We start from the raw sequence: 15,636 nt of genomic DNA on the forward strand, positions 1-15,636 counted from the left end.
AAAGTTGAGGTAATGTACTTGTTTTTTGTCTAATCTTACAATTGTAGAGAATCTATATGTGTGGTATAATATCAATAAAGTAAACCGCTCAAGAGGTGAGTAGAAAATGTTAAGAAGCTAACAAGTAAAGTGTTGAGAAGAACTATAATTTTTTAATTTAAGAAAGACCAGCTAATTAAAGTCAAGAGTTTTTTAAAAAATTTTTGATAACATTTTATGGTGTAAAATCCTTTTAAAAGGGTATAAGAAGATAAGCTATCCATTAGAAGTTGACATAACATATGGAGGCTAGACACATATTATGGTTAACCAATGTTTCATTAATAAAACAATTATTTATACGCAACAAACAGCAGTCTTGTTAAAACATTTTTGAATATGTTCTTCAGGAATTCTAAGTTCAAAAGGTTTTTTATCGCGCATGACAGCAAAGATGATACAAATAATTTTTCTCATGACAGCATAAAATAGAACTTTTTTGGGCTTTTGTTGGCACTTTTTCTGATAGTATTCGAAGAGTACAGGGTTACAAGGCTTAGAGTCTCTTTTGGTTCTGATATTGGCAAGAGCAATTGTAAATAAGATTCTTCGCAAGATTTTAGAGCCACGTTTAGACATTTATTTATCCCTCACCTACCTCTTTGCTGAAATTTGTAAAAGTATATTCGTTTAAATGGAACTCTGGAAAGTAATAACTCAATCATGCAATTATGGAGGATTAACCAAATGCAAAAAATATTTCGTAATTCAATGGTAATATTTTCTTTAATTCTCATTGGATCATTGGTATTATTAAGTATTAGTTTAAAAATCTCTCACATTAGGGCTGACACAATCTTAAATAAGCATAAGCTAGAAGACAATAGCTCCGAGAGAATTCATATTATAAAAAACAAAAAGAAATTTATAGCAGATATCATCTCAGTTTTACCCGTTGTTGAAGAAAAGAATATAAACAACTCAACTGTGGACAGCAACATAAGTAAAGTAAAAGCAAAAAGGCAAGTACATTATAAAATTATTAAAGCTGTGCTAAATGAAGCCAATCACAAAAGCATCCTTGGCCTTGCTTCAAACAAAGATATATATTCATTTGTATCTGAGAAAGTCCTAAAAATACTCTTTCCCAAACCTACACAAGATACTTATACCTGTTACTATAAGGTAGAACCTGCTGACCCCAAGCAAACCGTTATTTGGTACAAAAAAGGATATTTTTATTTTGTGTACTGCTTCACAGACTCTTACACCATAAATCCAGCTGACCCTTATGGTGATATAAAAAAAATGGTTCTCTTGGTTGAGAAAATTAAAAATAAATGGATCATAAGCGATTTTTCAAGCAATAACTGATAAACAGTCCCTATAAAATATAATATGGACACAAATTCTATTTTTACTATAACAGATAGTTTTTTGGGTTCTATAATAAATATTGGGGTAGTAAGATAAGAAAAAATATAGCACTTATTCTGAATGCCTGCTATAATTAAGTTGTTTTCTGGATTCAAAAAAAAACACAAAAGAAAGGAGGCATCCAGAATAAGTGCTCAATCATAATTATATCACTGAACTTTTGAAATCAAAAGATATTATCCTCTACCAAGTAGTAGAAAACGAAGATGAAGTAGAACTCTACATAAGTCAGGTGCAAAAATCTCATGAGTGTCCTAAATGTGGTAGTATCACAAGTAAGATACATGATTATCGTATTCAAAGAGTAAAAGATGTACCAACTGATGGGTAAGAAAACATATTTAGTTTTAAGAAAGCGAAGATATATTTGCAAAAAATGTGGAAAAAAGTTCTTTGAACACATAAATTTTTTAGGAAAGCATCAAAGAATGACAAATAGATTAGCAGCATACATTAAAGGTGTTATTTTTCCACCGTTTGAGGAGAATATTTCAAAATTTAAAGAAAAGTAAGTCTTTTAACGGGGTGTTATGAGAAATTGAATACCCCGTTCATTTTTTATACATATTTTTTAAACTTTTTCTGCACTATTATAAATAATAAGATACCAAAAATGGCATAAAGTAGTCTGTTTAAAACCAGAATGTTAAAACTCCAATCAATGTTCATATATAATCCTTTAGTTTGATTTTTTTTTAAACATGAAACAAACTTTAAAAAGCATCCTTGAATATATTTTAAACTTTGGTAATTAATCTAAAAGTAAGAGTTATTTCAATTTAAACCCAACTACTTTACACTCATAACAGTCATAACCTATATCTTCGTATCTATTTACTATTTCTCCTTTTGCGTTATATAAGATTAAGTCTTTTAGCTTTTTATAACCGTCTACAATAATAATATATCCTTTGTCACCTTTTACATTTTCTATTAGTTTTGTCCCATTTTCAAATTCAAATACCATTTTAGTGTAATTAGTAGGCTTTCGTGCGCCTGTTGTTGGTATCCATGTAGAGGTATTTAAGTTACAAAAATAAATGCTTTTTCCTTTATATTTAACTCGATTTACTCCAAATCCCATACTCATTGCTGGATACCCAGCAGATGCATACCATAACGCTTTATTGTTTTCAACCAAACATAACAAATATTGGGGTGAATTATCGGTAGTCATATAAAATAAAAATAGATACCAATTATCATGTTTTTTATATTTAAGTACATTAAAATTCTTATTTTTAACCATATAAAAAGCATCTGACAATGCTGAAACAGCTATTTTTTGAACTTTAGTGTATTCATCTTCTTTTTTTGTAAAATCCTTTCTTGTGCACCCGCTTATATTTAGCATCATTAGTGTGAATAATAAAATATATGGAATAACTTTTTTTATCTTCAATGTAATTCGCCTCCCGTTTTATAATTTTTTAATAACAACAATAAGGGCACACCTTCAGAAAAAACATTAAGAATATTAAGGAAATATTTATTTAATTCAATTTCTGAAGGTGTGCAATCTTTGAAGATAGTGGGAAATAAGATTGTATTTGTTGTATTCTTATTCTATTTCTCTAAAATAATATGGATTGAAAAATCTTTTTGCTCCTGTATATTCTTGATAATAACGATAGATATTCGGTGTATGTTGAGCAAATTTCAAGGTAACTTTATCTACGAGAATTACTGTATGATCAAATCTTCCGTCATTAGAAAAATCAATTTGCATTATTCCACCATTATCTAATGAATTTATACTATCTACTACAACAACGCGTGGACCAGGTGTGTCAATAGATTTATAGCTTGTCATATAACTCCAGAAAGCTTCAACATTCTCCCAATTTCGTGAGCCTCCACCAGGACCAGCATACCACCCTTTTTCATATGAACCAGGAACCATCATCACCTTATTTAATATATCATTCGTAGTATCATTTGCTCCAAATCCGTACCATAAAACTTGAGATGCAAAGTTTGTGCAATCTCCTCCTCCAGCGGTTGCATCATAAAACTTGGTATTACGGTTATATACGTATTTCTTTGCATATTCAACAGCTCTTGATGTACTATAATAATGATTTACTGCTGGCAAACTAAGAATACCAACATTACTTTTCAATTCAACATCACTGAAGTTTTTATATACTTTCTTCGAATCTGGAGAAAATTCCTGTTCAATCATTTCAGCTAATTCTTTCGGTTGAAATTCTCTTATTAATTTTTCTTTTGAAATTTCATAGAAACTTAGATCTTCATAATCATGTTCTGTAATTTTCCAGCTATTTTCCATTTTTATTAACTTAAATATATTTTCGCCACCACAAATAAAAGGTAGATACGCATTCTGTCCATCTAATTTTATTTCTAATATGACGCTTGCTTGATTACCATTTATATCAATAGCTTTGTAATTGAACTCTAATGGAAATCTTCTCTTTTCAATGTAACAATAACCTTTTTGATAAATATACTTTCTTCTTGCTGTTAAATTTTTCAGAGCTATTACTTTGTTTTGATTTTGTATTTTAGTCATATCAAGGTAAGGAATTATATCTTTATATTCCATTTGTAAATATGCATCGTACTGAGTGTTGTAAAAAGATTCAATAATGTTTTTAATACTTTCTTCTTCAGTGTTTTTATAAAAATATGAATTTGCATAAGCAATGGAATTTGGTATTATTAGAATTAAACATAACAAAAACAATACAATTTTTCTCATTTGAGATATCCCCTTTCTTTTAGTTTTCATATGGTTTTCAGATTAAATTAAATAAATAAATTTTTTGAAACTATTATCTTCTGTTTAATCAGGAACTATTGAAAATAAGAAGTACGACATAACTTTCCGCCTCCATTTTTCTAGTATCATACAAATTATTACTTAATTCCAAAATCCCTATCTATTTGCTTTTTTATTTGTTCGTAATCAGGTTCTGGTAACTTTTGGTCAGTAGAGAATTCATAGAACATTAAGGCCCATTTATCATAGATATGCTTTGTAATTTTCCATGTCCCCTCCTGCTTTTCTAATTCAAAAATATTTTCTCCATATGAAATAAATGATGGATATGCCTCTTTTAGTTTTATCTCTAAGTCAATAACTACTTTGGCTTTGTTGCCATAAAGCTCTATGTTCTTATAATGAAGTTCATATGGAAAATGTCTCTTCTCAACATAACAGTACCTTTTTTCGTCTGTATATTTTCTTCTAAATACTAACATTTTTAATGCAACAACCTTATTATGATTTTGTATCTTTGACATATCCAAGTACGGTGTTATATCTATGTACTCCATTTGAAGATAAGCTTTGTACTGTGTTTCATAAAATCCTTCTATAGTTGATTTGATTGCTTCTATTTCATCGCTATCAAAAATCAAAATATCTTTTGCCAAAATTTGAACAAACGCACTTAAGAATATTGTTGTTGATACTAACACCACAACAAAAACCTTTGCACCTTTGCTCATTTTCTTTGACTCCAAACTCATAATAAACCTAAATCTCTCAACAATGCTTTCTTTTCTACCTACCAGACCAAATGCCGCGTCTGCTCCACTGCCTATACTCACCAAAAGTGTGTTATAAAGTACCTCTGCATACCTTCTTTTGCCATCCTTCTTAAGCTTTCTTATTACTTCTTCGTCACATGAATATTCGCATTCTCTATTTAGCTTTAAAACAGCAAAGTATACTAAGGGGTTAAACCAATGAAGTGCATTTATTAATTTGCTTAGCCATTTAACAAGTACATCTTTTCTCTTGAAGTGTACAAGTTCATGTCTTATGATTAATCTTAAATCTTCTCTTACTATGTCCTTTGTAGGTATTACTAAGATCGGAGTAATTATTCCGATTAGCATAGGTGTTTGTATAATATCACTTTCTAATATTTTTATTTTTTTAGGAATTTTTCTTAGATTGTAATACCTTTCAATCATTCTCCTGCAATATTCATTTGAACATTTTCGTGAACTTCTTATCAGTATCATTTTAAACCAAATATACCTTATCAAAAACCATGCAAAAAATACTATGGCCCCTACAAGCCAGACATAAACCATAACTTTTCCTAATGTTTCAGGATTAAAATATCGAAGATTTTTAGAAGGCAGGGCAGTTAAAGCCCCACCTTGTGCTGTATTCCCTGTTAGTTGCAAGTTCAATGAACTACTGTTACTGAGTTTTAATGTCATATAACTGCTGTTGCCTAATATAATACTCTGATTTAGTACTCTACTATCTTTCTTACTAAATTTAATCAATACATTCCATGGAATGGTAAAACAAAAAAGCCCTATCATCCAAATATAATACCTTGCCCTTGCGCTCAAATGCTCTTTAAAGATTTTGCTCAAAATAGCAAATATCAAAACAGCTATGCTACCACCTACTGTCATTACTGAAATCCATTTGAATATAACTTCTATATTCATCTCATCTCTACTCCTCTTTTCCTAATAACTTCTTAATCTCCTCAAGCTCTTCTTTTTTTAAGTTTCCACTTTCAACTAATGCTGCTATTAAATCTTTTACAGAGCCATTAAATAGCTTATTCAATACCCTTGTTGTTTCTCTCTTTGCGTATTCCTCTTTGCTAATAGAAGGACTGTAGTAGTAAAGTTTATTTTTTTTCTCTTGCTTTATTACTTTCTTTTTTACAAGCCTGTCAATCAAGGTGTATATGGTTGACTTTTCCCATTTGATGTCTTTTTCTTTTAACCTTTGCACTATCTCTGGTGCACTCAACGCTTTCCCTTCTTCCCACAAAACTTTCATAACCTCTAACTCAGCTTCTGATGGCTTTAATAAATCTTTGTTCATTTGCTTCACTCTCCTTTTACAATTATGATTACACATATATTTTACAATAGTAAAAACCAATTTGTAAAGAGGTATTTGAAAGATTTTTGCTTTCTAAATTGCTATAAAAAATGCAACACTTTTTAGATAAAGCTGGAAATTACAATCTGATTAGAATAACACCTGTGTATCTTGATTGTATTTCATATTAGTAAATGAACAAAAAGTCAAGTATAATATACATGAATTAAAAATATTTTTACAATTTATGGATTAACTTTTAAAACTCTCTTACCGTTTATAGGATTATAATAATACTGCAAAAAATTATTGGTATCTATGATGCGAAGAAGACCATTAACAAAATCTACTTTACAATTTTTAAAAGGCAATCTAATATTAACAAAAACTGTTCCAAATGCATCAACTATAGTGATAGTATCTTCTGAGGAGTAAAAGGCTGCAAGACCTCCACTACCTCTACTACTTATCCAATTAAGAATCTTGGAATTTTTACGCTGAATCACCACTTTTTTTAAATTTGTAACGATAAATCTTTCATCGTTATTTGCCCATACCTGATAAAATCCATTACCTAAATCAACGATATTTTTACCCAATGCTACGGTGTTTCCATTTGCATCAAGAAGCTTCTTGCTCTTCCAATCAGTAGTATCTGTTACAATAAACCAGCCATCTTCTGTTAATGTTGATTGTGGAACTTTAAAATAAGCATCCGTCTTGGCATTATATCCTATGTCCTGTCCATTCTTAGATGACAGCAATCCACTTTCACCAATAAAATATCGCACATTATATTTCTTTTCATCTATCTTGAACAACCTTAATACTTTTCCTGTTTTATTTATCAAATAATAATTCTCTTTCTTTTTTACAACTGCTTTCCCTCCATGAAATGCATATGCTCTATCATAGTAAAAATTTATCATCTTCTTGCCATCAAAAGAATAATAACCATAAAGATTTGTTTTGTCATCTTTTATTGGCAACATATAATCACCTTGAGGATAAATAAGGACAGTACTTACCGCATCTGTGTCGGAGGACAGTTTTTTCTTTTGTGGCAATAAATAAATTCCATTGTCTACAATGGCCAACTTTCCATATAATCCTACAATACGTTGGAATTTAAAATAGATTTTACCAGACTTATCAAAAACCATATACGAATCCTTAAGATAAAGGGGACTCTGAGCAGTAGCATACCCTTGCATATTAAACCCTGAGGGTTCATGAAATTTTGGCTGTATCCTCCAATTCCCTTTTGAATCTATATAACCCCAGAGAACATCAGAATTTGCTACATTATTTACAAAAGGATATGGATAGAAAGTTTCTTCTGAAATGGGATTGCCTCTTTCACCAATAGCAGCACTGTATAATCTTAGTATTGTTATAATTGCTTCTTCACGGGTCAGTTTTCTGTTTGGCTCAATACATCCGTTGCTATCAATATTAAAAACACCTATTCGATACAGGTAATTTACTGCCTCTCTTGCCCATGAGAAAATGTAAATACCATCTGAGAAGTCTTGAGGAAAAATTTCATCCTCATTAGGCCATTTCATTTGCAGTTTAAAATATTGTTTTATTTGTGGCATTCTTTTGGAAATAGTAACAATAGAAAAAAGCATTTTAGCAGATTCTTGTCTTGTAACAGTAGCATTTGGATAGAACATTCCTTTTTCTTTAGCATCTACTATTCCGAGAGTTGCTAATACTCTTACTTCATGGTCATCGGTATCAGAAAAAGTTAATTGAGAACTTGACTTTGATATTTGGTTAAGGTCAAGACCAAAAGAACGTAATAGGCATCCTATCAGGTGACAAAATTCGAGCCGAGTTATGGGTTTTTGGTAGTTTCCTCTTAACTCTTCCGGAACAAGTTCTAAGGATATTGCTCTGACAACTTCGTTTTGTGTTACATTATAATTAGAATTTGTAGCTTCAGTACAAAAGATTAAAAAACAAAAATAGCTAATATTACGGTAGTTTTTATGGTTTTAATTTTCTTCATCATTATTGCCCCTTCCATTCTTTAATTTAAAATTTTTGAAAAGTCACTTTGTTTTGAACATTATTTCAACATCACCATATGAGCCCCCAGGTAATACAAACCAAAAAGAATTTCCTCCTATTAACTCAAAAGAAAATGGGTTTGATTTTGAAGCAGTAAATGTCTGCCATATTCCGTTAATTTTCATAGTGTATTTTTGTACTATATCTACTTGCTGAGGTGTAACTGCAACATATTTTGCATCGGCTACAGGATAATAAAAAGTATATACAATTCCGTAGTCTCCAAGATTACCGTTCTTCGGAAATGGTAATGTATATATTGGACTTTCAAATTCATCTATATTATATCTATCCACTACTTGATTGTTTTCAATTTTACCCAATGCAAAACGCACGGTATTATTCCCAATAGGTAATTCGACGTGACGTCTAATATGTTGGTAAAGACCTGTCTGGGACAAACTGTTATTATAAGGTTGACCAATAGCTGATTCTATTTTTTGAACATCTTCTGCAGAAATTAAATTTGTCCAACCCGCATATTTTTCCCAATTAGTCTGATCCTTAACACAATAAACTTTTATAAATAAATTTTCGCCTGAGTTTACCTTAAAGCAGATTCGCCCATTTACAAGTGTAGTACCAGACACAAGAGCAGATAATAGATCTGTAAACCCCTGAGTGGGATTACCTGTTGTTCGAGGTGGAATAGTTAGTTGAATGTTGAAATTGCTTTGCATGAAAGCAGTAGTCATTATAGAACCACAACCACTACCTGTCCGTATGTCTTTCTTAAGAATTTTAATTGATCCGGGTGTCGTTACACTTTCATTTTTAACTCCAACACCAATATGAACTGCCTGTCCGCTATAATTCCATTCGTAAAATTCACATTCATATATTTTTCCTGCTACTAACGGAATAATTGTAAATGCACGCCCATATGCTGCAGTATCAAGCAGGTTAGCACCAATGTTTTCCATACCATTAACGTAAATAAACCCCTCTATTGAAGTGCCATCATATTCTTTAGATTTTGTAAATATAACCATCTCACAAACCCTCTTTCTTTTAGTTTCTACATAATTTTCAGATTAAATAATAAATTTTTTGAAACTATTATCTTCTGTTTAATCAGGAACTATTGAAAATAAGAAGTACGACATAACTTTCCGCCTCCATTTTTCTAGTATCATACAAATTATTACTTAATTCCAAAATCCCTATCTATTTGCTTTTTTATTTGTTCGTAATCAGGTTCTGGTAACTTTTGGTCAGTAGAAAATTCATAGAACATTAAGGTCCATTTATCATAGATATGCTTTGTTATTTTCCATGTCCCCTCCTGCTTTTCTAATTCAAAAATATTTTCTCCATATGAAATAAATGATGGATATGCCTCTTTTAGTTTTATCTCTAAGTCAATAACTACTTTGGCTTTATTGCCATAAAGCTCTATGTTCTTATAATGAAGTTCATATGGAAAATGTCTCTTCTCAACATAACAGTACCTTTTTTCGTCTGTATATTTTCTTCTAAATACTAACATTTTTAATGCAACAACCTTATTATGATTTTGTATCTTTGACATATCCAAGTACGGTGTTATATCTATATACTCCATTTTTCTCTTGCTTTGTTGCTTCTTTTTGCAAGCCTGTCAATCAAGGTGTATATTCTTTGTTCATTTGCTTCACTCTCCTTTTACAATTGTGATTACATAATATATTTTACAATAGTAAAAAGTATTTTGTAAAGAAGGTTTTTTGAAATGATTTTTATTTCTTTTTTTATAACTTAAAAGTAAAAAAATGAGACTGTCCTTTTGGACAGCCCCTGTTATCTTAATCAATTGCTATTATCATTTTACAATTGTTGGTTACTCACTTTAAAAATAGATACTCACTATATTTTTCGTTAGTGTTATCTTTAAAATAACTTCTTATAAATAAATTAGTAGAAGGAGTTTTAGAATAAAGCATGATATAATTGGAATATCCTTTTTGCAGTTTCAAATATGGAATCTTGTAATATTTTAAATCTTTTAATGAAAATATATAAGTACCATCTTTTAAGTAATTGCCATACCAAGACAAATATCCTCCTGAAACATATGGGTCTGCAAATGTAATCATATTTGAATTTTTCATAGAATACAATTCAGGGTATACTATTATTTTCCATCTAATTGGTGCTTTTGATATATCACATAAAACTATTTGATCTTGAGAACTTATACCATTTATATGGCGAAGAGCAATAACATAATTTTTGTAAATCCTTGGTATTACAAGTTCATTATTTGGAGAGATTTTCGTTTTTTTCTTTTTTTCGATATTATATAAGTATATTTCTCCACTTTCTATCCTCATTGTATGAGTTTCTTCAATATTTGATATACACCAAACTATATTATCACCGTAAATAGATGGAGGATATATTAATCTATTTTCTTTTTCAGGTATTTTTTCAATTATAGAATTTTTCTTTGTTTTCATATCAAATAACTTTATAACTAAATAGATAATTCCTTTTTTATCCTTTTCGTAGTTTAAGTAAACAACTTTGCCATTGTGAGCAAATATATCTCTCCACATCACACTTGCTTTGGCTTTCATATCATCATTAGTTGAAATACTTGTTTCATTACATTTATCAATCAAGCAGATAGTATTGGTATTAATATCATATCCATATAACTTCCAATTGCAACTTAGATATGAATATCCCTTTTTTCTTTCTCCTTCTATCCAATAAAAATATCTTCCATCAAAGTTTTCAGCAATGCTCAGAAAGTTTTTTTCAGTAATTTTGTATATCAACTTTGTATAGTTTTTCTTAATGTCTTTAATAAAATATGCATCTTCATTGTTAGAAAGTCCCATAAATCTGTTTGAATCAATAGCAATAATCAAATTTTCATCTTTATTCTTTTTAAATGTTTTCAAAAGGATATTATTAAAATTTCCTTCGTTTTTAGGAAAATATTCAAAAAGATCTTTACAATATACTATTCGCAGTAATGGTTGACTATTAATGAATTTAAGAAAAGAAAATAAAATAAAAACAGTTATTAAAATAAATATTTTTTTTGTCGTTTTTGATATATTACACATTTTTACTTCTCCTCTCTCAATGTATCTTTGATTTTCTCAAAATATCTCTCGATTTCTTTAAATTTCGCTATCGAAACAAATAATATCATTCTTGATATTGCTATTATTGCTTTATTCTACCATGCGAAGATTAAACTCAACCTACTTTTTGTATTAATTTAGATATTTTACCATATTACGGCGGGTTTTTACCCACAATAACCATGGCGTTTACCCTCTCATGTCTCTCAGGGTCTTTGCTTATTTGCCCTCAATTCCTTCGTCCCATCTACCATGGCGTGGAAGTCGGTTATGCTCGTATGCAGGGTCTTCGCCCTTATGGGGGATGTACTCCGACCACCCGCTCTCATTTTTCAATCTACCTATAAAAAATCATTTAATTCCTTTTTCCTTCACTTCTTACCCTCAACACATTCTCTATGATTTGAACTCCTACCAAAAGGGGCGCTTTGCTTCTTGACATGACTTTATTCCATTCGCAAAGCTAAGAAACTTTTACCCCTTCAGATGTGAATCACTCAAACTATTGCTCCTACTTTAAACTAAGATTTCTCAAGTTATCTTTTTATTCTTTTACGCTGTTCTTGCTAATGTCTCTCTCTTTATATCGCTCAACATCTTATTACCATCATACCTTATCCCTTTTTTCAAAATCGCATAAAATATCCTTATCAACTTACAGCAAAGCGCTATCAGTGATTGCTTCTTCTTCAATGGATTGTTCTGCCGCGTTGTGTAATACATGTGCAGCTGTTTAAATTCTTCATTCTTTGCTACTATTGTAATCATGGCCCTGAACAAACTACTTCGAAGCCGCCCTCGCCCTCTTTTGCTTATACATGTCTGCCCCTTGTACTTGCCAGAACTATTCTCAATTATATTAAGACCAGCTAATTTCTGGATCTGTCTCGCATCCTCATACCTCCTTATATCTCCAACCTCAGAAATAAACCCAACTGCTGTTTTTACACCAACACCTTTTATTTCAAGCAGCCTATCACCATTCGGCACATCTTTCAAAAGCTCTGCCATCTCACCTTCTATCTCTTCTACCTGCTTCTTTAAAAGCTCATATTCTTCAAGCAAATATTTTATCTCTTGTCTTGCCAGCTTTCTACCTTCTTTTTTACCTATACTCCTTTTAGCAGTCTCTACTAAATCCATCGCCCTCCTGCGACTAATCGCACGTTTATCTACTTTGTCACGCCAGTACTCTATAATCCCTTCTACTTCCTTTTCTATTACATCACTTGGCAATGGCATCTCTTTTAGGGTCAATAGCGCTACCTTGCCTTCCCAATCAGAAAATACCTCTAAAAACTCTGGAAAATAGATATCCAGCCAGTTGATTATTTGATTTTTTAAAACGTTCAGCTGTTTTTGTAGCCTTTCATATATGTTCATCGCTACTCTCATCTCAGCATATATACCCTCGGGTATATTTGGTTCTGTGTATCTTCCATCCTTCACAAGCATCGCTATCGTCTTCGGATCCTTTATATCGCTCTTTGTTGGTGTATTATCATCGAGTTCTTTGCTCCTTTTTACGTGAAAAGGATTCACTAAAACCACTTTTATGCCATTCTCTCTTAAGTACTGCTCAAAGCACAGCCAGTAATGCCCTGTAGGTTCTATCCCAACTATCATGTTGTCTTTGCCATTGGCTTTCATTATCTTATTTGCCCAATCCAAAAATTTTTCCATACCTTCTTTTCTATTCTCAAACTCTATTCTCTTGCCAAGCTCCACTCCTCTAAAATCAAATGCTCTTCCAACATGCCTTTCCTTCGCTATGTCTACTCCTACAACTAAAGTTTTTTCTGTTACTTGTAATATCTTTTCATTTTGTGTATACTTCAAAGAGGGTACCTCCTTTGTTGTGTTTTGTCGTAAGTTGTACAACTTACATTCTGTATTTTACCAGGAGGTACCTTATCTTTTCAAATCTCATTTTTCGTCATTTTCACTCATTTTCGTTCATTACAGGAATGCTCGTTTCTATGATTTATATGATCTAATTTTAAATTACCAAACGATACCTCTGTCTTTGCATAATTTGACGAATTCGCTGTAATTATCAGTCAATTTACATCCGTTATTGTATTTAGATGAATCTGAATCGAATTTTTGAGCTCAAAATAGAATATTTCAGTGTTTTTAGGATGTTCAAGAAGTATCAAAACTACAACAAAACATAACTATCACCCCTGTTTTATACATATATTTCAAAAACATAGTTATTTATGCTAAACATGTTTATCATTCTTATTCAATTTCTCTTCCTTATTAAAACAATTTTTATTGATAAACCTTTCTTCACTCCCATTTAATGTTTTTTAATCTCACCTCTAACTCTGCTTTTAATGGCTTTAATAAATCCTTTTTCATTTTTACATTACTCTCTTTTACAATTGTAATTACATATATATTTTACAATAGTAAAAACTAATTTGTAAAGAGGTTTTTGAAAAGCTTTTTGGAGATTTTTATACAAAAAAATTCAAGCCTAAACATGTCTTTCTATTCTTCTATGCCGAAAATTAGTTATTAGAACTTATAATATAATATTTTACCAAAAAATTGAGAGAATGTGCTTATTTTTTTGTCTGATCTTACAATTGTATGGTTTCTACATACGTGGTATAATAATGATAAAATAAATAAACCACTCAAGAGGTGAGTCGAAAATGTTTGAAAATTAATGGGTAAAATTGTAAATAGGGATTATATTTTTAATCTCAGTCGTTCACAAAAATAAAAGTTAGAGGATGATTATTAAATTATTTACAGTTTAAAATACTTGATAATGCTCATATTGAGCGTTTCTGCAAAAGGCTAAAAAACAATAATTATTTTTGGAGGGTTATGCATGAAAAAAATGTTTTGTTTGGTAATTTACCTTTGGATATGTATACTTTCGAATGCATTTATTTTTGCAGCTTCGCAAACACAAGAAGATATCCAAAGCCTCTCTCAGTCAACAGTAGATATCGATGAGAAAAATCAACTCTTCGGAGTTAATCCTCCAAGCTCTTCAAATCAAACTGTGAACTTAGACCGAGAAAGTTATAACGGTACTGTAGTATGGGCATCAGGGATATTATATAGTGACAAGTGGGTTAAAACAAGTGGCAATACTATTAAAATTGATGCTTGCTTTGGAATGTATTTAAATAAGTCAGATGCTATCAATAGGACAAATCCTTTAAGCAATGCTTACGCATCTATTCCAGTATACTTATTGGATAGTTCAGGGAAGAAAACATCCCCTCAATATATTATTACTAATAAAGGTTGGCAAACTATTTCTTTTTCTGTAACTCCAAATAAAGATTATTATATTGAGTTTAATTTTAATACTGGTTATTATGCGTCAGGAGACTTTATAGTATACAAGCCTTGATTTATTATAAAAGTTATGAAAATATAGAAGACTTAAATTTCAATCTTTTATACTGAAGGAATACAGGTAATGCTTCAAAAGTATAAGCAAAGAGCTGTAAAGATTATTTTCGATGGATATATATTTGTAGTTATGATAATTACACAATTTCCAATCAAATTGCCATTTAAAATAGACATTACTAAAGTACAGTATAACTTAGTTCCATTTTATTTTTTAATAAAGAGAATTGAAGCATTAAGAGAAGCATCAAGAGCAGGGTATAATATAAAAGAATACTTACTACCTACTTTTGAAATAATATTTGAAACTTTTGGGTATAATATTATTTTATTTTTACCATTCGGCTTTTTGCTACCAATAATAAGGAAAGATTGCTCATTAAAAAAAGTAACATATTATAGTTTTTCATTTTCTTTATGCATAGAAGTATTGCAGTTAATTAGTATGATAGTGACAAACAATTCTGGCAGATGTTTTGACATAGACGACATTATAGCGAATACAATAGGCGGAATTATGGGATTTTACTTTTGTATTATTAGTAAAAGATTATTGATGCTTATATTCAAGGGAGTTGATTTGTAATGCAAATTAGAAAAATCAATAATTGTAAAATTCTGTAAATAACAGTATTAATTTCACTTCTGGTGTTATTTCCTATTCTGTACAACTTGAATATTGTTGCTGCTGAAAATACATCTAATAAACAACAAAAGTAGTATAATAAATTTAAAAACGGAAATTATTCCATCTCAAAATGAGGAAAAGATAAGAAAAAATTATTTTTCAAATGGTGGCTTTGAAGAAATTTATATCGACAAAAATACTAAAACCAAAAATGATTCGTA

At 30.4% G+C, this 15,636-nt stretch carries 11 protein-coding genes and 3 pseudogenes; 4 read left to right on the plus strand and 10 right to left on the minus strand.

Annotated features, from left to right (window positions below):
* Positions 1 to 336 precede the first annotated feature (336 nt).
* A pseudogene (locus tag COB47_RS06020) lies at positions 337 to 618 on the minus strand (IS110 family transposase); the annotation flags it as partial.
* A 108-nt stretch (positions 619 to 726) separates the two neighbouring features.
* Here COB47_RS06020 and COB47_RS06025 point away from each other — a divergent pair.
* Together COB47_RS06025 and COB47_RS13010 are read left to right on the plus strand one after the other, a co-directional pair.
* Complete coding sequence (locus COB47_RS06025) at positions 727 to 1,353, plus strand: hypothetical protein (protein ID WP_013290487.1); 627 nt, start codon at positions 727 to 729, stop codon at positions 1,351 to 1,353.
* A 193-nt stretch (positions 1,354 to 1,546) separates the two neighbouring features.
* Positions 1,547 to 1,871, plus strand: a pseudogene (locus tag COB47_RS13010) (transposase family protein); the annotation flags it as partial.
* A gap of 314 nt (positions 1,872 to 2,185) precedes the next feature.
* On the opposite strand, the gene COB47_RS06040 reads toward COB47_RS13010, so the two are convergent.
* From COB47_RS06040 to COB47_RS06080, 9 genes and pseudogenes are all read right to left on the minus strand, one after another.
* On the minus strand, positions 2,186 to 2,818 hold the full coding sequence (locus COB47_RS06040) for a hypothetical protein (RefSeq protein WP_013290489.1): 633 nt from the start codon (positions 2,816 to 2,818) through the stop codon (positions 2,186 to 2,188).
* Positions 2,819 to 2,977: 159 nt separating this feature from the next.
* Entirely contained in the window at positions 2,978 to 4,141 is a 1,164-nt protein-coding gene (locus tag COB47_RS06045; protein WP_013290490.1) for an amidase domain-containing protein, read from the minus strand.
* A gap of 158 nt (positions 4,142 to 4,299) precedes the next feature.
* Positions 4,300 to 5,859, minus strand: coding sequence for a M56 family metallopeptidase (locus COB47_RS06050; protein ID WP_013290491.1), 1,560 nt, complete (start codon positions 5,857 to 5,859; stop codon positions 4,300 to 4,302).
* Between the two features lie 7 nt (positions 5,860 to 5,866).
* Entirely contained in the window at positions 5,867 to 6,247 is a 381-nt protein-coding gene (locus tag COB47_RS06055) for a BlaI/MecI/CopY family transcriptional regulator (RefSeq protein WP_013290492.1), read from the minus strand.
* A 245-nt stretch (positions 6,248 to 6,492) separates the two neighbouring features.
* Positions 6,493 to 8,229: an S-layer homology domain-containing protein gene (locus COB47_RS06060; protein WP_083771536.1), complete on the minus strand. Its 1,737-nt coding sequence runs from the start codon at positions 8,227 to 8,229 to the stop codon at positions 6,493 to 6,495.
* Positions 8,230 to 8,307: 78 nt separating this feature from the next.
* Positions 8,308 to 9,318, minus strand: a complete 1,011-nt coding sequence (locus COB47_RS06065; RefSeq protein WP_013290494.1) for a hypothetical protein — start codon at positions 9,316 to 9,318, stop codon at positions 8,308 to 8,310.
* A gap of 152 nt (positions 9,319 to 9,470) precedes the next feature.
* Positions 9,471 to 9,893, minus strand: a pseudogene (locus tag COB47_RS06070) (M56 family metallopeptidase); the annotation flags it as partial.
* Positions 9,894 to 10,149: 256 nt separating this feature from the next.
* Positions 10,150 to 11,382 carry a hypothetical protein gene (locus tag COB47_RS06075; RefSeq protein WP_013290495.1) on the minus strand — a complete coding sequence of 411 codons (1,233 nt, stop codon included), beginning with the start codon at positions 11,380 to 11,382 and terminating at the stop codon, positions 10,150 to 10,152.
* 573 nt (positions 11,383 to 11,955) lie between these two features.
* Entirely contained in the window at positions 11,956 to 13,242 is a 1,287-nt protein-coding gene (locus tag COB47_RS06080; protein ID WP_013290496.1) for an IS110 family RNA-guided transposase, read from the minus strand.
* Between the two features lie 1,009 nt (positions 13,243 to 14,251).
* Between COB47_RS06080 and COB47_RS06085 the strand changes: the two genes are divergently transcribed.
* Positions 14,252 to 14,785 carry a hypothetical protein gene (locus COB47_RS06085; protein WP_013290497.1) on the plus strand — a complete coding sequence of 178 codons (534 nt, stop codon included), beginning with the start codon at positions 14,252 to 14,254 and terminating at the stop codon, positions 14,783 to 14,785.
* A gap of 69 nt (positions 14,786 to 14,854) precedes the next feature.
* Entirely contained in the window at positions 14,855 to 15,373 is a 519-nt protein-coding gene (locus COB47_RS06090; RefSeq protein ID WP_013290498.1) for a VanZ family protein, read from the plus strand.
* Positions 15,374 to 15,636 lie beyond the last annotated feature (263 nt).

Origin of the sequence: Caldicellulosiruptor obsidiansis OB47, from assembly GCF_000145215.1 — a bacterium.
Taxonomy (GTDB): Bacteria; Bacillota; Thermoanaerobacteria; order Caldicellulosiruptorales; family Caldicellulosiruptoraceae; genus Caldicellulosiruptor; species Caldicellulosiruptor obsidiansis.

Excerpts from the sequence above, each read along its gene's own strand:
- COB47_RS06065 (WP_013290494.1), bottom strand. The coding sequence starts at position 9,318 with ATGGTTATATTTACAAAATCTAAAGAATATGATGGCACTTCAATAGAG.
- COB47_RS06085 (WP_013290497.1), top strand. The coding sequence starts at position 14,252 with ATGAAAAAAATGTTTTGTTTGGTAATTTACCTTTGGATATGTATACTT.
- COB47_RS06090 (WP_013290498.1), top strand. The coding sequence starts at position 14,855 with ATGCTTCAAAAGTATAAGCAAAGAGCTGTAAAGATTATTTTCGATGGA.
- COB47_RS06050 (WP_013290491.1), bottom strand. The coding sequence starts at position 5,859 with ATGAATATAGAAGTTATATTCAAATGGATTTCAGTAATGACAGTAGGT.
- COB47_RS06025 (WP_013290487.1), top strand. The coding sequence starts at position 727 with ATGCAAAAAATATTTCGTAATTCAATGGTAATATTTTCTTTAATTCTC.
- COB47_RS06055 (WP_013290492.1), bottom strand. The coding sequence starts at position 6,247 with ATGAACAAAGATTTATTAAAGCCATCAGAAGCTGAGTTAGAGGTTATG.
- COB47_RS06075 (WP_013290495.1), bottom strand. The coding sequence starts at position 11,382 with ATGTGTAATATATCAAAAACGACAAAAAAAATATTTATTTTAATAACT.
- COB47_RS06045 (WP_013290490.1), bottom strand. The coding sequence starts at position 4,141 with ATGAGAAAAATTGTATTGTTTTTGTTATGTTTAATTCTAATAATACCA.